We start from the raw sequence: 16,729 nt of genomic DNA, 5'->3' as shown, positions 1-16,729 counted from the left end.
CGTGTACGTCGTTGACCCTTACGCGTTATGCAGGTCTAAGACTGCCATGCCCGGCCGCCCGGGATCGCATCGGCATGGGAGAGCCCAGCGTCTCCACCGCCCGGCGGGCGCTCGGGCCGACCAGCGCGGCCCACTCCTGCGGCGCCTGAAGGAGCCATCCGGCGACCTGCGCGGCGAAGCCGGGGACCTCCTGGCACAGCTCGACGAGCCGCCGGTCGAAACAGGCCGCGCCCTCGGGCGTTCGGACGAAGAGGAGCCCGGTGCGGTGCACGAGGTCGCGGGTGCGCGCCTCGGCCCGCTCCGCCGAACCCGCCGCCGCGGCGCCGAGCAGCGCGTCGACGACGGCCAGGTCGCGGGATTCGTACCGCTCGAATTCGAGGAGCACGTCGAGCAGCTCGGAGCGCAGCGGACGCGAGGACCGGGTGCCGGGGGCGGCGAGCACGGGGGCGAGCGCGCGGCGGACGGGGTGGTCGCTGCCGCGCAGCAGGCTGGTGACCATGGGGAAGAGCACCGCGCGGGCGGCGGGGCCGTATTCGAGGCGCCGGTCCACGAAGTCCGCCGCGTGCTCGGCCGCCTCGGGGTGGCGCTCGACGTGGTCCTGGACGAGGGCGGCGGCGCGCCGGGCGAGGGCCGGGGTGTTGATCTCCGCGAGCGCGTCGAGGACGTCGGCGGCCCCGGCGCCGCTCCGGTGCAGCCGCGCCTGGAAGGCGGCGAGGACGGGCTCGGGGTGGGTGGTGAGCGCGGCGGCGAGCGCGGACGCGGGGAACCTGGCGTCCCCGGCGGTGTACACGGCGAGGGCCTCGTCGAGGTAGCGCCCGCGGGTGCGCGGGTCGCGGACCAGGAGGGCGAGGGCGGCGCCGTGCAGTGCGGTGTCCGCCGGGCGCGCGAGCAGGGCGAGGGCCGCGTAGCGGAGCAGCTCGCGGTCGGCGGCGGTACGGATGCCGAGGGCGACGCGCGGCCCGTAGGTGGCGGCCGCGGCGCGCCGCTCCGGCCGGTCGTCGTGGGCCCAGCGGTCCACGGCCCGGCAGAGCGCGGACGGCTCGTCCTCGGCGAGCTGGGTGAGGAGTTCGTCGGCGCGGACGTGGACGGTCGCCACGAGCGCCTCGGTGAGGTCGTCCACGGCCAGCGCCCGCCGCGCGTAGAGCAGGGCCTGCGCCGCCCGCGCGACGGTGGGCCGCACCTCGGTCCCGGGCGCCACGGGCAGCGGCCGCTCGTCGGTGAACCAGCGGCAGAGCAGCGGCTGTACGGTGCGCGGTTCGACGGCGAGCCGCGCGTCGACCGCGTCGAGGTAGCGCTCCCAGCCGGGCGAGGCCCCCGGCACCCCGTCGGCGGGCACCAGACGGCGCAGCAGTTCGAGCCTGCGGTCGTCGCTGAGCCGCAGCCGCATCCAGAACCAGGGCCCGAACTCCCCGAGCGCGCCCAGGTTCGCGGGCCCCCCTTCCCGGACGGACCGGCGGCTGATCCGGTCCGCGAGCAGGCGCAGTACTTCTTGGTAGGGGCGTACGTCCGGAACGCGCAGCAGCGTCTCGGTGAGGAGGCGGACCGCCCACCACTGGGCGTCCGCGAACCGGGCGTGGCCTGCGCCGGCCGCCGGGGTGCGGTCCAGAGCTTCCACCAACCCCTTGAGTTTCAGGGCGAGTTGGGTGGAACCCTGCTGGCTGCCGAGCAGCAGCATGGCCTCCAGGACGGGCCCGATGCGGTGCCGGGGCACCGGCAGGGAGCGCCCGGCGGTGGCGGGTCCCGAGCCCGGCGGTGGCGGTACGTGGCCGCCCGGCACGACGCTGAGGGAGGGGCGCGAGGGGAGCCGTACGACGGTCTGCGGGTCGCTCTCGTCGTACCAGCGGTGCACGAGCGCGTACAGCGCCGCGTCCAGGTCGAGGTGGGCGGCCTGCACCCAGTCGGCGAGTTCCTCGTGCGCGAAGCGGTAGCCGGACCCGGCCGGCACGAGCAGCCCCTCGGTGAGCACCGCGGAGGCCGACCCCGTACGCCACGGGAAGATCTCCTCGAACGACTCCCGGTCCAGCTCGCCCTGACCGGGCCCGAGGCAGCGCCGGGCCGCCTCGTGCACCTGTCCGGCGACGCGCGCCGCGAGCCTGCGCACCGCGCTGCCGCGCACCGGCGGGCGGGCCGAGGCCGCGACGCGTACCGCGATCCGCAGGCACATCAGGTCCAGGTGCGCGGAGAAGACCTCCTCGCGGTCCGGGCTTCCCTCGACCTCGCCGGGCAGGGCCGCCCGCACCTCGGCGAGCAGTCGCAGCGTCAGCGGATGGCGGGCGTCGCGCTCGGCGAGCGCGCCCTCGGGGATGCCGTAGCGCTCGCGGGCCCGCGCGGCCTCCTCGCGCCCGAGGTCGCCGATGCGCACGGCGTCCGGTAGCCGGGGCAGCGGTGCCGGGTGGAGGGCGCCGTCGGGGTAGTGCGCCCCGGCCTGCTCCCAGTGCTCGGGCCGGCAGGCGACGACCATGCGCACCCCGGCCGCCCCGAGCCAGTCCACGGTCCCGGCGGTCCATTCGGCCAGCCGGTGGGCGAGCACGGGCGGCATCTCCTCCGGCCCGTCGAGCAGGACGAGCAGCGGGCGCCCGGCCTCGCGGGCCAGCCGCGCCACCCGGTCGGGGGTGGCCGGGTCCTGGCAGCCGGGCGGGGAGGCGGCCACGATCCGGGCCGCCTGGGCCAGCGCGCGGGCGACCGCGTCGGCCACCGAGGCGTCGTCGGGCCGCAGGTCGGCGCCGCGCAGCCACAGCGTGGGCGCGGGCTCGGCGCCGTGCGCCCGGCGGCCGGCGAACGCGGCGAGTTCGGTGGTGCGCCCGGTCCCGGGGTCTCCGACGAGCCCCAGCACGAGGGCGTCGCCCGTGGCGAAGGCCCCGAACTCCTTGCGCGTGCACGGCCGTTCAACAGGGTCCTGCCAGGCGCTGGGCCCGCCGACGGAGCCGACGGAGATCGCGGTGAGCTGGAGCGCCCCGGCCAGGTTCAGGTCGCGGCCGTAGGCGGGCACGGTGGCGGCGTTGCGCCGCAGCAGCTCGGCGAGCGGCCCGTGCCCGGCGCGCAGCGGCACCGCGAACCCGGAGGCCTGGTGGGCGGCGTGCAGGGCGGTCCCGACCACGCCGAGGACGGCCCCGGTCACGGTGTCGACGACGGGCCCGCCGCTGGCCTCACCGCCGAGCCGCATGGCCTCGCTGCCGGCCGTCCCGATCGCCAACTCCAGTACGCCGCCCAGGAGATGGAAGCGGTCGGTGGCGGTGTAGGTGACCGGAGAGGTGCCGAGGACCCGCGCCTCGCGCCAACCGTGGGCGGCGACCCGCACATAGGTGCCCGTACGGATGTCGGCCCGCGCGGAGATGGGCAGCGGGCGCACCCCGAGCCCGTCGGTGCGCACCAGGGCGAGGTCGGCCTCGGGCAGAAAAGTGAGGTCGTCGGCCTCGGCCAGCCAGGTGCGCTCGCCGGGTGCGTGCAGCACCACTCTGGTCAGCCCGTCGACGGCTTCGTGACTGGTGACGACGGTCCCCCGGTCGTCCGCGACGAACCCCGTCCCCCGGGTCCGCCCGGCCAGATCACAGATCCGTACGAGCGTCTCCCCGCCCTCTCCCCCAGCCCCGCGTCCCATGTCCGAAACGGTAGTTCTGGGGTGATCCGCCCGAGAAGAATGTCGAGGGAAAGCGCCCCCCTGCGCTCCCGTGGTTCACTCCGAGCGCCTGCTCGTAGGGGTGAATCCCCCAGGCGCGACGGATAGACCCCTTGCGAGGGGGATCGTGGAGCGGGCCGCCCCGCCCGCTCCACGGTGGGCGTCAGAGCCCGTGTCTCAGCCGAACACGGCGAGGCTCTTGGCCTTGCCCTTCTGGCTCTCGACCAGCGCGAGGAACTTCCCGTCGGGCCCGAACACCCCGACCGCCTTCCCGGCCTCGTACTCGTCCGGCATGTCCAGGCGTACGCCGTTGAGCAGCAGCGAGCCGCGCCGCGCGTCGACGTCCCAGCGGGCGAACGCGGCGGCCGCCGCCTCGGCCACCGGCATCACGGTGAGCGACTCCTGGAGCTGGTCCAGGGTGCGGGCCGCGTCCAGGCCGTACGGGCCGACGCGGGTGCGGCGCAGCGCGGTGAGGTGGCCGCCGACGCCGAGCCCGGCCCCGAGGTCACGGGCGAGCGCCCGGATGTAGGTGCCGGAGGAGCAGACGACGGAGACGACCAGGTCGATGACGGGGGTGCCGTCCTCGGCGACGGCCTCGCGGACGTCGTAGACCCGGAACGAGGAGACGGTCACCGGGCGGGCCGGGATGTCGAACTCCTCGCCGCCGCGCACCCGCGCGTACGACCGCTTGCCGTCGATCTTGATCGCGGAGACCTTGGACGGCACCTGCATGATGGCGCCGGTCAGCTCCGCGACCCCCGCGTCGATGCCCTCGCGGGTCACCTTGGACGCGTCGGTCGAGGAGATGATCTCGCCCTCGGCGTCGTCGGTGACGGTGTCCTGGCCGAGCCGGATCGTACCGAGGTACTCCTTCTCGGTCAGGGCGAGGTGCCCGAGCAGCTTGGTGGCCCGCTCCACGCCCAGGACGAGCACACCGGTCGCCATCGGGTCGAGGGTGCCGGCGTGGCCCACGCGGCGGGTCTTGGCGATGCCGCGCATCTTGGCCACGACGTCGTGCGAAGTGAAGCCCGACGGCTTGTCGACGATGACAAGGCCGTCGGGCGTCTTTGCTGCGGTGCTCATTCGGAGGCGTCGTCCTCGTCGCCGGGCTTCTTGTACGGGTCGGCGTCACCGGCGAACTTGGCGCCCGAGGACACCTCGCGCACCGCGGCGTCCGAGGCCCGTGCCTTGTCGAGGAGGTCCTCGATGGTCTTGGCGTTCTCGGGGAGCGCGTCCGCGATGAACGTCAGGGTGGGCGTGAACTTGGTGCCGGCGGCGGAGCCGACCGCGGAGCGCAGGATGCCCTTGGCGCTCTCCAGGCCGGCCGCGGCGGCGGCCCGCTCCTCGTCGTCCCCGTACACCGTGTAGAAGACCGTGGCCTCCCGCAGGTCGCCGGTGACCCGGGTGTCCGTGATGGTGACGTGCGTTCCGAGGCGCGGGTCCTTGACGCCACGCAGCAGCTTCTCGGCCACCACCTCCCGGATGAGGTCCGCCAGCTTCTTCGCCCGCGCGTTGTCGGCCACTGGTCCTTCTCCTTCTCAAGCCTTGCTCAGTGTTTCAGTCTTCGTCGCTGTGGAGCCTGCGTCTCACCGAGAGCAGCTCCACCTCGGGCCGGGCGGCGACGAGCCGCTCGCACCGGTCGAGTACGTCTGTGAGGTGCCCCGTGTCCCCGGACACCACCGCGAGGCCGATCTCGGCCCTGCGGTGCAGGTCCTGGTCGCCGACTTCGGCCGCACTCACCGCGTACTTGCGCTGGAGTTCGGCGACTATCGGCCGGACGACGGAGCGTTTCTCCTTCAGCGACCGTACGTCGCCGAGGAGCAGGTCGAAGGACAGCGTCCCCACATACATGTATGTCCGGATGTCCCGCCGGTACGGGTTAGAGGACCCCGCCAAAGCCTTGGCAGGGACATCAAGAACCGTACCGGAACGGCCGGGGCCGATCGACGGAAATATCTTCCCGCCGATCGGCCCCGACACTGCGTTCCTCAGGAGGCCTCGGCCCCCAGCGGTACGGATCGGCTGCGCGGACTAGCCGCGCGGCTTCTCGCGCATCTCGTACGTCGCGATGACGTCGTCGATCTTGATGTCGTTGAAGTTTCCGAGGTTGATACCGCCCTCGAAGCCTTCGCGGATCTCGGTGACGTCGTCCTTGAAGCGGCGGAGCCCCGAGATGGTGAGGTTCTCCGCGATGACCTTGCCATCGCGCAGCAGGCGCGCCTTGGTGTTGCGCTTGACCTCGCCCGACCGGACCAGGACACCGGCGATGTTGCCCAGCTTGGACGAGCGGAAGATCTCGCGGATCTCCGCCGTGCCGAGCTCGACCTCTTCGTACTCCGGCTTGAGCATGCCCTTGAGGGCCGCTTCGATCTCTTCGATCGCCTGGTAGATGACCGAGTAGTACCGGACGTCGACGCCTTCGCGCTCCGCCATCTGCTGGGCACGCCCGGCAGCGCGGACGTTGAAGCCGATGACGATCGCGTCGGAGCCGGTCGCCAGGTCGATGTCCGACTCGGTGACCGCACCCACGCCGCGGTGCAGGACGCGGATGTCGACCTCTTCGCCGACGTCGAGCTGGAGCAGCGAGGACTCAAGAGCCTCCACCGAACCGGACGCGTCGCCCTTGATGATGAGGTTGAGTTCCTGCACCAGACCGGCCTTGAGGGCCTCGTCCAGGTTCTCCAGGGAGAACCGCACACCCTTGCGGGCGAAGCGGACGTTGCGCTCACGGGCGGCACGCTTCTCGGCGATCTGACGGGCCGTACGGTCCTCGTCGACGACCAGGAAGTTGTCGCCGGCACCCGGGACGTTGGTGAGACCGAGGACGAGGACCGGAGTCGAGGGACCCGCCTCTTCCACGTTCTCGCCCTTGTCGTCGAGCATCGCGCGGACTCGGCCGTACGCGTCGCCGACCACCATCGTGTCGCCGACCCGCAGGGTGCCTCGCTGGACCAGGACGGTCGCGACGGCGCCGCGGCCGCGGTCGAGGTGGGACTCGATCGCGATGCCCTGCGCGTCCTGCTCCGGGTTGGCCCGCAGGTCGAGCGAAGCGTCGGCGGTGAGGACGACGGCCTCCAGGAGGGACTCGATGTTGAGGCCCTGCTTGGCGGAGATGTCGACGAACATCGTGTCGCCGCCGTACTCCTCGGCCACCAGACCGAACTCGGTGAGCTGACCGCGCACCTTGGTCGGGTCCGCACCCTCGACGTCGATCTTGTTGACCGCGACCACGATCGGCACGTCGGCCGCCTTGGCGTGGTTCAGCGCCTCGATCGTCTGGGGCATCACACCGTCGTTCGCCGCCACCACGAGGATCGCGATGTCGGTCGACTTCGCACCACGGGCACGCATGGCGGTGAACGCCTCGTGGCCCGGGGTGTCGATGAAGGTGATCTTGCGCTCTTCTTCGTTGACCTCGGTCGTGACCTGGTACGCACCGATGTGCTGCGTGATGCCACCGGCCTCGCCCGCAACGACGTTCGTCTTGCGGATCGCGTCCAGAAGGCGGGTCTTACCGTGGTCGACGTGACCCATGACGGTCACGACCGGCGGACGCGCGACGAGAGACTCCTCGCCGCCCTCGTCCTCACCGAACTCGATGTCGAAGGACTCGAGCAGCTCGCGGTCCTCCTCCTCGGGGCTGACGATCTCGAGGATGAAGTTCATCTCGTCCGCGAGGAGCTTCAGCGTCTCGTCGGAGACGGACTGCGTGGCGGTGACCATCTCGCCGAGGTTCATCATCACGCCGACGAGCGACGCCGGGTTGGCGCCGATCTTCTCGGCGAAATCGGTCAGCGAAGCACCGCGCGACAGGCGGACGGACTGTCCGTTGCCGCGGGGCAGCATGACGCCGCCCACCGACGGGGCCTGCATGGCCTCGTACTCCTGGCGCCTCTGACGCTTCGACTTGCGACCACGACGGGCGGGCCCGCCGGGACGGCCGAAGGCACCCTGCGTGCCACCGCGGCCACCCGGACCACCGGGACGGCCCTGGAAGCCGGGACGACCGCCGAAGCCGCCGCCACCACCGGGAGCGCCACCACCCGGACGGGGGCCGCCGAAGCCGCCGCCGCCACCGGGACGACCGCCGCCACCGGGACCGGCCGGACGGCCGGCGAAGCCGCCGCCACCACCGGGGCGACCGGCACCGCCGCCGCCACCCGGACGGCCACCGGGGCCACCGGGACCACGGCCACCGGGGCCGCCGCCGGGACGCGGGCTCGCGGCCGGACGCTGCGGCATCATGCCGGGGTTCGGGCGGTTACCGCCCGGAGCACCACCCGGGCGCGGGGCACCGCCCTGCGGACGGGGCATGCCGCCCGGGCTCGGACGGGCGCCGCCCTGACCCTGCGGACGCGGAGCGCCGCCGGGGCCGCCCTGCGGACGCGGGGCACCACCGGGGGCACCGGCACCGCCGGGACGCGGAGCGCCGCCACCGGGACGGGGCGACTGCGGCCGCGCCATGCCGGTGGAGCCACCCGAGGTGAAGGGGTTGTTGCCGGGGCGCGGACCGGCCGGACGGGCACCGCCCGGACGGGGGGCACCCTGACCCGCGGGGCGGGCCGGACGGTCGCCGCGCTGGCCGCCGTCGCGCTGGCCACCGTCACGCTGACCGCCGGCCGGGGCCGGACGGGACGCGGGGCGGGGACCCGGGGTGGCACCAGCGGGACGCGGGGCCTGGGGCGCCGCGGGCTGGGCCGGAGCCGGAGCCGAGAACTCGGCGGCGGGCACCGGGGTGACCGGGGCCGGCTTGGCCGGGGCGGGCTTCGGACCCGGGCGCGGGCCCGAGGCGGCCGGAGCCTGGGAGGGGGTGCTGCTCACCGGGGCGGCCGGGGTGACCGGGGCCGCAGGCGCGGCGGGCGCCGGCTTGGGGGCCGGGGCGCCGGGCTTCGGGGCAGCGGGACGTGCCGCAGCGGCCGGGGAGGGCGCTGCGGGCTTGGCGGGCGCGGCCTTGCGGGGCGCGCCGGGCTTGGCAGCGGACTTGCCGGCGTTGCCGCCGGGCCCCTGCAGTGCGTCAGTCAACTTGCGTACAACCGGCGCCTCGATCGTCGAGGACGCCGAACGGACGAATTCACCGAGTTCTTGGAGCTTGGCCATGACGACCTTGCTCTCAACCCCGAACTCCTTGGCGAGTTCGTATACCCGGACCTTAGCCACTTCGCTCCTTTTAGGTCCGGGTTACCGCCGGACCGTCGCTACTTCATGGGCGTACTCATCGCGTACTCATCGAGTGCTCATCGCAATCTCGACCTACTTCCAACTCGCGAGGTACCTGACCGCACGGGATTCCGTGCCGTACTTCTTCTTACGTTGCTGCCTGCTCGACGTACTCCCGCAGTGCCGCGGTGTCGAGCGCTTCCTTGACCTTGAAGGCCCTGGAGAACGCCCGGCGGCGGACTGCCTGGTCGAGACAGACCGAGGCGGGGTGTACATATGCACCCCGGCCGGGCAGCGTACCGCGAGGATCAGGGGCGCAAGCACCCTCGACCGCCACGATGCGCAGCAGATCGCTCTTGGCCGCTCGCTCCCGGCATCCCACGCAGGTTCGCTCAGGGCAGGCGCGGGCGTGCGTCCGGCCAGACACGTTTAAGTCTACCTCCCCGCACCGACCTCACCCCTTTGGGGCAAAAATCGAACGGTTGTTGTCCAGAAAGCTAACCCTGCCCCCCCAACAGGGGCAGAGCCACTTCTTATTCCCGTCGGGCCGGTCAGCCCAGTCAGTCCTCAGTCGGCTGCTCGGTGTCCGGGCGGATGTCGATGCGCCAGCCGGTGAGGCGGGCCGCGAGCCGGGCGTTCTGCCCTTCCTTGCCGATGGCGAGGGAGAGCTGGTAGTCCGGCACGGTCACCCGGGCGGAGCGGGCCGCGAGGTCCACGACCTCGACCTTGGAGACCCGGGCCGGGGACAGCGCGTTGGCCACCATCTCGGCCGGGTCGTCCGACCAGTCCACGATGTCGATCTTCTCGCCGTGCAGCTCGGCCATGACGTTGCGGACCCGGCCGCCCATCGGGCCGATGCAGGCGCCCTTGGCGTTCAGGCCGCTGCGCGTCGAGCGCACCGCGATCTTCGTACGGTGACCGGCCTCGCGGGCGATCGCCGAGATCTCCACCGAGCCGTCGGCGATCTCCGGCACCTCAAGGGCGAACAGCTTCTTGACCAGGTTGGGGTGGGTGCGCGACAGGGTCACCGACGGCCCTCGCACTCCCTTCGCCACCCGTACGACGTACGTACGAAGGCGCAGCCCGTGCGTGTACTCCTCGCCCGGCACCTGCTCCTGCACCGGCAGCATGGCCTCCATCTTGCCGATGTCGACCAGCACGTTCTTCGGGTCCTTGCCCTGCTGGACGACGCCGGTGATGACGTCTCCCTCACGGCCGGCGAACTCGCCGAAGGTGATGTCGTCCTCGGCGTCGCGCAGCCGCTGCAGGATGACCTGCTTGGCGGTGCTCGCCGCGATGCGGCCGAAGTCCGACGGGGTGTCGTCGAACTCCTTGGCCTCCTGGCCCTCTTCGAGGTCGGCCGGGTCTTCCTTCGCCCACACCGTGACATGACCGTTCTCACGGTCGAGCTTCACGCGCGCACGCCGGAAGCTGCCCTCGGTGCGGTGGTAGGCGATGAGGAGCGCCGACTCGATCGCCTCGACCAGCAGGTCGAAGGAGATCTCCTTCTCCCGGACCAGACCCCGCAGGGCACTCATGTCGATGTCCACGGCTACGCCTCCTCTTCGTTCTGAATGTCGTTCAGGATGTCGTTCTTGCTGTCTTCGGCGATCTCGTTCTTCCCGTCCTTGCGGCTGAACTCGATCTCGACCCGCGCCTTGGCGATCTCGGCGAAGGCGATCCGGCGGGCGGTGGGCTTGCGCCCCTTCACACCCGGGATCTCGGTGTCGATGCCTTCTTCGTCGGCCTTGAGGATCCGCGCGACCAGCTCGCCGCCGTCGTGCAGCTGGAGCCGGGCGAGCCGGCCGGTGGCACGCAGGTAGTGGCGGAGTTCGGTGAGCGGGCGCTCGGCGCCCGGAGACGTCACTTCGAGGACGTACTCCTCCTCGCCCATCGCGTCGCTCTCGTCGAGCAGCTCGGAGACGGCCCGGCTCAGCTCGGCACAGGTGTCCAGCTCCACGCCCTCGTCGGAGTCGACCACGATCCGCAGCACGCGCCGGCGGCCCGCCCGGGACACCTCGATCTCCTCGAGGTCCAGATCCTTCGCGCTGACGAGCGGTTCAAGGAGACCGCGCAGCCTGTCGCTCTGGGTCGTGCTCATCCGGGTGACTCCTCGGCCGCGTCTGCTGTTGTGGGGATCGTCGTCGCGTACGGCGGCCGTCATCGGACCGCCGCCGTCAGTTCAAAGGGTATCCGGTCCCGGAGGGTGTTGCCGTCCACGGCCCGGGGCCCGCGGGTACGCTCGCCTGCGGTGATCACTCGGTCACCGGCGGACCGGCACGCAGGGGAGAGACACGTGGGGCACCCGGGGACCACGCGAAGGCGTGTGCTGGCCGTGACGGGAGTGGCGGCCGCAGGGCTGCTGACCGGCTGCTCGGGCGAACGCTCCGACGGCGGTACGCGTGCTTCCGTGACCGGGGCGCGCGAGAAGGCGGCCCGCGCGGAGGCCGCGCTGCGGCTCCGGACCTCGGCCGCGAGCCAGGCCCTCGTCACCCAGTACGACGCGGTCCTCGCGATGCATCCGACGCTGCGGACCCGGCTCGCGCCGCTGCGCGACCAGGCCGCCCAGCACGCCACGGCCCTAGCGCCGGCCTCGACCGCGTCCCCCGCCCCCAGCGCCCCGGCCGCGGTCTCGGCGGTGGCGTCCGACGCGGACGAGGCCCTGAAGTCGCTCGCGGCTGCCGAACAGCGCACCTCCGACGCCCAGTTGGCGGCCCTGGCGACCGCGCCGCCGGAGCTCGCCCGGCTGCTCGCCTCGGTCGCGGCGTCCAACGCGGGGCACGCCTTCCTCCTCGGCGGGGGTGCCTGATGGCCGGGACCCTGGACGCGGTGCAGGCCGCGCTGGCCGCCGAGCACGCGGCGGTGTACGGGTACGGGGTGCTCGGCGGCCGGCTCTCCGATGCCCGTGCCGCCGAGGCCCGCGAGGCCTACGCCGCGCACCGCTCCCGCCGCGACTCCCTGGCCCGTACGGTGCGTGACCTGGGCGGATCGCCGGTGGCGGCGGCTGCGGCGTACGCCCTGCCGTTCGCCGTGCCGGACGCCGCCTCGGCGCTGCGGCTCGCCGCCGATCTTGAGGACCGGGTCGCCGACGTCTACTCGGACCTCGTCCGGGCCGCCGGGGGTCCGCTGCGCCGGGAGGCGGCCGGCGCCCTGCGGGAGGCGGCGGTGCGGGCCGTTCGCTGGCGGGGCGGGAGCGTAGCCTTTCCTGGGCTCGCGGAACGCCCGAGCGCACCGGTTCCACCGGCCAGTACCTGAGTTCCACCGGCTAGTACCTGAGCAAGGGGCAATACACGCATGGCTTTCGAACCGCCTGAGCGGCTGGTACGCGCGCTCGGCGAGACGTACGGGGACACGCTGGCCGGGCCCTGGCTCGACCGGTTGCCGGAGCTGGCCGAGGAGTCGGCGGCCCGGCGCGGGCTCGCCGTCGACCGGGTGCAGGCGCCGGGGGGCCGCTCCAGCCTGGTCGCCCTCGTACACCGCCCGGACGGCACTCCGGCCGCCCTCAAGGTCGCCCCTTCCTTCGCCCGCCCGGACCTGGAGCGGGCGGCGCTCGCGCACTGGAACGGCTGGGGCGCCGCCCAGTTGCTGGAGGACGAGGCCCGCGACGACGCCCTGCTCCTGGAGCGGCTGCACCCCGAGGTGTCGCTGCGCTCGCTGCCCGAGGCGAAGGCGCTGCTCGAAGCGGCCGGGACGATGCGGCGCCTGTGGGTCGAGCCGCCGGGCGGCCACGCCTTCGAGACGGTGGCCGAACGCACCGAGCGCCAGAGCGAGCCGATGCGGGCGCAGCGGGACGCCGAACTCGCCCCGCTCGTGGCGTCCGCACTTGCCGCCCGCGACGAACTGACCACCTCCGCACCGGAGTTGATGCTCCTGCACGGCAACTTCCGGCAGAGCAAGGTGCTTTCGGGCGAGCGGGCGCCGTGGCTGACGGTCGGGCCCGAGCCGGTGGTGGGTGAACGGGCCTATGACCTGGCCCGGTTGGTGCGCGACCGGGTCGAGGACCTGATCGCGGCACCGAGCGGGGCGTCCGCGGCCCGCCGCCGCGTCAACAAGCTCGCCGACTCCCTCGACGTGGACCCGGCGCGGCTGCACGGCTGGACGCTGTTCCGCGCGGTCGAGTCGGGCCTGCGCGCCCGTGCGGCGGGCCGCGACCGCGACGCGGAGCTACTGCTGGAATTCGCGGACTGGCTGTAGTTCCCCACCCCGCCCCTTCCCGCTGTGACACTCTGCGGCTCCGCCGCGTGGCCTCCGGGGGTTGAAGGACCCCTGGGGCTCCGCCCCAGACCCCGTATCGCGCCTGAACGGCGCTCGTCCTCAAACTCCCCCAAGGCCTCAAGGGCCAGGGGGGACCCCCATGACGGGCTGGGTATGCCCGTACCGCATGCTGTTAGGGGCGCGGGGAACTGCGCGAGCACCACGCACGGCCCGCAGTCGACCAGCGACATATTCAGCCCTTCCGGCGTTTGAGGAGCGGGGGTCCCGGGGGCAGCGCCCCCGGGCAACGGACCTCAGCCCACCCCCACCCCCGGAGGGTCTAGGGGAAGGGGCGGGGTGGGGAAAGGTCAGGCCGTCAGGCGGGCGATCGCGTCGGCCAGCGGGAGCTCCTCGCGCTCACCGCTGCGGCGGTCCTTCAGCTCGAAGACGCCCTCGGCGACCCGGCGCCCGGCCACCAGGATCTTCGGCACGCCGATCAGCTCCGCGTCGGTGAACTTCACGCCGGGCGAGACACCCGCCCGGTCGTCGACCAGGACCCGAAGCCCTGCGGCGCGCAGCTGCTCGGCGGCATCGAGGGCGGCCTCGGTCTGGACCGCCTTGCCCGCGGCGACGACGTGCACGTCCGCCGGGGCGATCTCGGCCGGCCAGCACAGGCCCTTGCCGTCCGCGGTCTGCTCGGCGAGTGCGGCGACGGCGCGCGAGACGCCGATGCCGTACGAGCCCATGGTGACCCGGACCGGCTTGCCCTCCTTGCCGAGGACGTCGAGCTGGAAGGTGTCGGCGTACTTGCGGCCGAGCTGGAAGATGTGGCCGATCTCGATCGCGCGGTCGAGCTTCAGGCCGGCGCCGCAGGACGGGCAGGGGTCGCCCTCCTCGACCACGACGACGTCGAGGTAGCCGTCGACCTCGAAGTCGCGGCCGCAGACCACGTTGCGGGCGTGGGTGTCGGGCTTGTTGGCGCCGGTGACCCAGGCGGTGCCAGGGGTGACGCGCGGGTCGGCGATGTAGCGGACCTTCTCCAGGCCCTGCGGGCCGACGTAGCCGCGTACCAGGTCGGGGCGGTCCGCGAAGTCCTCCGCGGTCACGAGCTCCACGACGGCGGGGGCCAGGTGCTCGCCGAGCTTGCCGAGGTCCACCTCGCGGTCGCCGGGCACGCCGACGGCGACGATCTCGCCGTCGACCTTGACGAGGAGGTTCTTCAGGGTGGCCGAGGCCGGGACGCCGAGGTGGGCGGCCAGGGTCTCGATGGTGGGGGTGTCGGGGGTGTCGAGCTCCTCGACGGGCCCGTGCGCGGAGCCGTCGACGGGGGCGGCCACGAAGGTCACGGCCTCGGTGTTGGCCGCGTAGTCGCAGGCCGGGCAGTCCACGAAGGTGTCCTCGCCGGCCGCGGCCGGGGCCAGGAACTCCTCGGACGCGGAGCCGCCCATGGCGCCGGAGACGGCGGACACGATGCGGTAGTCGAGACCCAGGCGCGCGAAGATCTTCTGGTACGCGGCGCGGTGCAGTGCGTACGACTCGGCGAGGCCCTCGTCGGTGGTGTCGAAGGAGTACGAGTCCTTCATCTGGAACTCGCGGCCGCGCAGCACGCCGGAGCGCGGGCGGGCCTCGTCGCGGTACTTGGTCTGGATCTGGTAGAGCATCACCGGCAGGTCCTTGTAGGACGTGCACTGGTCCTTGACCGTCTGCGTGAAGATCTCTTCATGGGTCGGGCCGAGCAGGTACTCGCCGCCCTTGCGGTCCTTGAGGCGGAATAGCAGGTCGCCGTACTCCTCCCAGCGGCCGCTCGCCTCGTACGCCTCCTTGGGCAGCAGCGCGGGCAGCAGGACCTCCTGCGCGCCGATGGCGTCCATCTCCTCGCGTACGACGGTGGAGATGTTGTCCAGGACCTTCTTGCCGAGCGGCAGCCAGGTCCAGATGCCGGCGGCGTTGCGGCGCACGTATCCGGCGCGGACCAGGAGCTTGTGGCTGAGCGTCTCGGCGTCCGCCGGGTCGTCGCGCAATGTCTTGGCCATCAGACGGGACATGCGCTGAACCTGGGCGGCTGCCATGGATTTCTCTCCTGTACGTGCACGGGGTGATGCCTGGAGGTTAGCCGGGCGGCCCGAGTGCGCGGAAATCCGTTTAGCGGAATTCCGTTTGGCCGTGCCGCAGCAGGGGGAGAGGCGCGCCCATCACGGCGTACGGTCGTGCGGCGCTCGGGAAGTGCACCTGGCCGGCCAGATCGACGTAACCCAGGCCCCGGTACAGGGCGCGGGCGGGGCTCTCCGTGTCGATCGCCGAGAGGATCGAGCGGGGCTCGGCGGCGGTGTCGGTGATGGTGGTGATGAGCGCCCGGCCCAGGCCCCGGCCCTGGAAGGCGGGGTGGACGTGCAGCTCGGTGATCACGAAGGAGTCGTCGAGCCACCAGTCGGCGCCGTTGTTGCGCAGATACGGCTCGACGACGGTGGACCACCAGTGGGCCCGGTCGTTGGGCATCCCGTACACGAAGCCCGCCAGGCGCCCGTCGGAGGTGGTGGCGCCGAGCGCCCTGGCTCCGGGGTAGGACAGGTGCCGCAGCACGATGTGGCGGCGCACCCCGACCTCTTCGGCGCTGAGTCCGAAGGCGACCGCCTGTACGGCGAGGGCCTCGTCCACGCGGGCCGCGAGGTCGAGCGGTCCGACCAGTACGTCAGAGTCAGCAGGCATGGGCGCACCCTAACCTCAGAGCGGGGCTCTCAGAACAGCACGCTCATGAACGCCCCGGTCTCACGGAAACCGACCCGTCGGTAGCAGGCCCGGGCCGGGGCGTTGAAATCGTTCACGTACAGGCTCACGATGGGCGCGACGTCCGCGAGCGCGTAGCGCAGGACGGCCGCCATGCCGGTGGCCGAAAGGCCCTTGCCCCGGTGTTCGGGGGCGACCCAGACGCCCTGGATCTGGCAGGCCTGGTTGGTGGCGGCGCCGATCTCGGCCTTGAAGACGACCTTGCCGTCCTCGATACGGGCGAACGAGCGCCCGGAGCCCACGAGTTCGGCCACGCGGGCCTGGTAGAGCAGGCCGCCGTCGCCCGCGAGCGGGGAGACACCGACCTCCTCGGTGAACATGGCGACGCAGGCCGGCATGATCACGTCCATCTCGTCCTTGCGGATCCGGCGGACGTACGGGTCCGGGGCGATGTCCTCGGGCATCTTCTCGGCGACCATCAGCGGCTGGTGCGGGCGTACGTCGCGGGCCGGGCCCCAGTGCGGTTCCAGGAGGCGCCACAGCTGGGCGGTGGATTCGGCGGGGCCGACGATCGAGGAGCAGCGGCGGCCGGTGCGGCGGGCCCGGTCGGCGAAGGAACGCACCGCCTCGGGCGTCGCGCAGATCGGTACGAGGTTGGCGCCGGAGTAGCACAGGGAACGGAGGTGGCCGTCCGCGTACCAGCCCCACATCTCGCCGCCGAGGCGCCAGGGGTCGAGGCCGGCGATCTGCACGCGCGAGGTCACGAACGCGTTGGCGACCGGGTCGCTCTCCAGGATGGCGAGCGCCGCGCCGAGGTCGCCGGGTTCGAGGACCCGGGTGGTGGTCTGCATCAACACGAGGGGGCCTCACGGTACGGTCTGCTGATCTCCGCACTGTACCTGGCACTCTGCGCCCCGCGCCCGTACACCCTGGCTCCGCCGGGGAGCGGGGGTTGGGGGCCGAGCTCCTGGGGCTCCGCCCCAGCCCCGGGCGTTCTCCCACCCACCCGCCCGTGCAGCGCGTTGAACCGGCTGAGCC

The 16,729-nt window shown here is 72.9% G+C and carries 14 protein-coding genes; 3 read left to right on the top strand and 11 right to left on the bottom strand.

What is annotated here, in order from left to right; genetic code table 11:
- Nucleotides 1–25 precede the first annotated feature (25 nt).
- The 8 genes from ADK54_RS30340 to rimP form a co-directional block, all read right to left on the bottom strand.
- Nucleotides 26–3,598 carry a S1 family peptidase gene (locus ADK54_RS30340; RefSeq protein WP_053728951.1) on the bottom strand — a complete coding sequence of 1,191 codons (3,573 nt, stop codon included), beginning with the start codon at nt 3,596–3,598 and terminating at the stop codon, nt 26–28.
- Between the two features lie 195 nt (nt 3,599–3,793).
- Nucleotides 3,794–4,699, bottom strand: coding sequence for a tRNA pseudouridine(55) synthase TruB (truB, locus tag ADK54_RS30335; RefSeq protein WP_053728950.1), 906 nt, complete (start codon nt 4,697–4,699; stop codon nt 3,794–3,796).
- The gene (gene rbfA / locus ADK54_RS30330; RefSeq protein ID WP_053728949.1) at nt 4,696–5,139 is read right to left on the bottom strand and encodes a 30S ribosome-binding factor RbfA; all 444 of its coding nucleotides are present in this window, start codon (nt 5,137–5,139) and stop codon (nt 4,696–4,698) included. The genes truB and rbfA overlap by 4 nt, the downstream gene beginning before the upstream one ends.
- A 34-nt stretch (nt 5,140–5,173) precedes the next feature.
- A complete protein-coding gene (locus tag ADK54_RS30325) occupies nt 5,174–5,467 on the bottom strand; it encodes a DUF503 domain-containing protein (protein WP_053728948.1) in 294 nt (97 codons plus the stop codon).
- Nucleotides 5,468–5,647: 180 nt separating this feature from the next.
- Entirely contained in the window at nt 5,648–8,773 is a 3,126-nt protein-coding gene (gene infB / locus ADK54_RS43950) for a translation initiation factor IF-2 (RefSeq protein WP_078966751.1), read from the bottom strand.
- 148 nt (nt 8,774–8,921) lie between these two features.
- Nucleotides 8,922–9,200, bottom strand: a complete 279-nt coding sequence (locus tag ADK54_RS43945; RefSeq protein WP_078966750.1) for a YlxR family protein — start codon at nt 9,198–9,200, stop codon at nt 8,922–8,924.
- 133 nt (nt 9,201–9,333) lie between these two features.
- Nucleotides 9,334–10,323 carry a transcription termination factor NusA gene (gene nusA, locus ADK54_RS30315; protein ID WP_053728946.1) on the bottom strand — a complete coding sequence of 330 codons (990 nt, stop codon included), beginning with the start codon at nt 10,321–10,323 and terminating at the stop codon, nt 9,334–9,336.
- A gap of 2 nt (nt 10,324–10,325) precedes the next feature.
- Entirely contained in the window at nt 10,326–10,874 is a 549-nt protein-coding gene (gene rimP, locus ADK54_RS30310) for a ribosome maturation factor RimP (RefSeq protein WP_053728945.1), read from the bottom strand.
- A 234-nt stretch (nt 10,875–11,108) separates the two neighbouring features.
- Between rimP and ADK54_RS30305 the strand changes: the two genes are divergently transcribed.
- The 3 genes from ADK54_RS30305 to ADK54_RS30295 are packed head-to-tail and all read left to right on the top strand — an operon-like array spanning nt 11,109 to nt 12,967.
- Nucleotides 11,109–11,582, top strand: a complete 474-nt coding sequence (locus ADK54_RS30305; RefSeq protein ID WP_063802081.1) for a hypothetical protein — start codon at nt 11,109–11,111, stop codon at nt 11,580–11,582.
- Nucleotides 11,582–12,028: a ferritin-like domain-containing protein gene (locus ADK54_RS30300; RefSeq protein WP_053728943.1), complete on the top strand. Its 447-nt coding sequence runs from the start codon at nt 11,582–11,584 to the stop codon at nt 12,026–12,028. Before ADK54_RS30305 ends, ADK54_RS30300 begins: the two co-directional genes overlap by 1 nt.
- A gap of 39 nt (nt 12,029–12,067) precedes the next feature.
- Entirely contained in the window at nt 12,068–12,967 is a 900-nt protein-coding gene (locus ADK54_RS30295) for an aminoglycoside phosphotransferase family protein (protein WP_053728942.1), read from the top strand.
- 368 nt (nt 12,968–13,335) lie between these two features.
- Here the strand turns inward: ADK54_RS30295 and ADK54_RS30290 are convergent, their stop codons facing one another.
- The 3 genes from ADK54_RS30290 to ADK54_RS30280 form a co-directional block, all read right to left on the bottom strand.
- Nucleotides 13,336–15,036 carry a proline--tRNA ligase gene (locus ADK54_RS30290; RefSeq protein WP_053728941.1) on the bottom strand — a complete coding sequence of 567 codons (1,701 nt, stop codon included), beginning with the start codon at nt 15,034–15,036 and terminating at the stop codon, nt 13,336–13,338.
- Between the two features lie 73 nt (nt 15,037–15,109).
- Nucleotides 15,110–15,673: a GNAT family N-acetyltransferase gene (locus tag ADK54_RS30285; protein WP_053728940.1), complete on the bottom strand. Its 564-nt coding sequence runs from the start codon at nt 15,671–15,673 to the stop codon at nt 15,110–15,112.
- Nucleotides 15,674–15,702: 29 nt separating this feature from the next.
- Nucleotides 15,703–16,548, bottom strand: a complete 846-nt coding sequence (locus ADK54_RS30280; RefSeq protein ID WP_234392263.1) for a GNAT family N-acetyltransferase — start codon at nt 16,546–16,548, stop codon at nt 15,703–15,705.
- Nucleotides 16,549–16,729: the final 181 nt, after the last annotated feature.

Source organism: Streptomyces sp. WM6378 (genome assembly GCF_001279695.1).
Taxonomy (GTDB): domain Bacteria; phylum Actinomycetota; class Actinomycetes; order Streptomycetales; family Streptomycetaceae; genus Streptomyces.
The sequence above is the reverse complement of the archived record's forward strand: the minus strand, read 5'-3'. Positions and strand labels throughout refer to the sequence as shown.

Bases quoted from the DNA above. Each gene is read 5' to 3' on its own strand.
- ADK54_RS30340 (WP_053728951.1), bottom strand. From the start codon at position 3,598: ATGGGACGCGGGGCTGGGGGAGAGGGCGGGGAGACGCTCGTACGGATC.
- ADK54_RS30300 (WP_053728943.1), top strand. From the start codon at position 11,582: ATGGCCGGGACCCTGGACGCGGTGCAGGCCGCGCTGGCCGCCGAGCAC.
- truB (WP_053728950.1), bottom strand. From the start codon at position 4,699: ATGAGCACCGCAGCAAAGACGCCCGACGGCCTTGTCATCGTCGACAAG.
- rimP (WP_053728945.1), bottom strand. From the start codon at position 10,874: ATGAGCACGACCCAGAGCGACAGGCTGCGCGGTCTCCTTGAACCGCTC.
- ADK54_RS30290 (WP_053728941.1), bottom strand. From the start codon at position 15,036: ATGGCAGCCGCCCAGGTTCAGCGCATGTCCCGTCTGATGGCCAAGACA.
- ADK54_RS30295 (WP_053728942.1), top strand. From the start codon at position 12,068: ATGGCTTTCGAACCGCCTGAGCGGCTGGTACGCGCGCTCGGCGAGACG.
- ADK54_RS30285 (WP_053728940.1), bottom strand. From the start codon at position 15,673: ATGCCTGCTGACTCTGACGTACTGGTCGGACCGCTCGACCTCGCGGCC.
- ADK54_RS30325 (WP_053728948.1), bottom strand. From the start codon at position 5,467: ATGTATGTGGGGACGCTGTCCTTCGACCTGCTCCTCGGCGACGTACGG.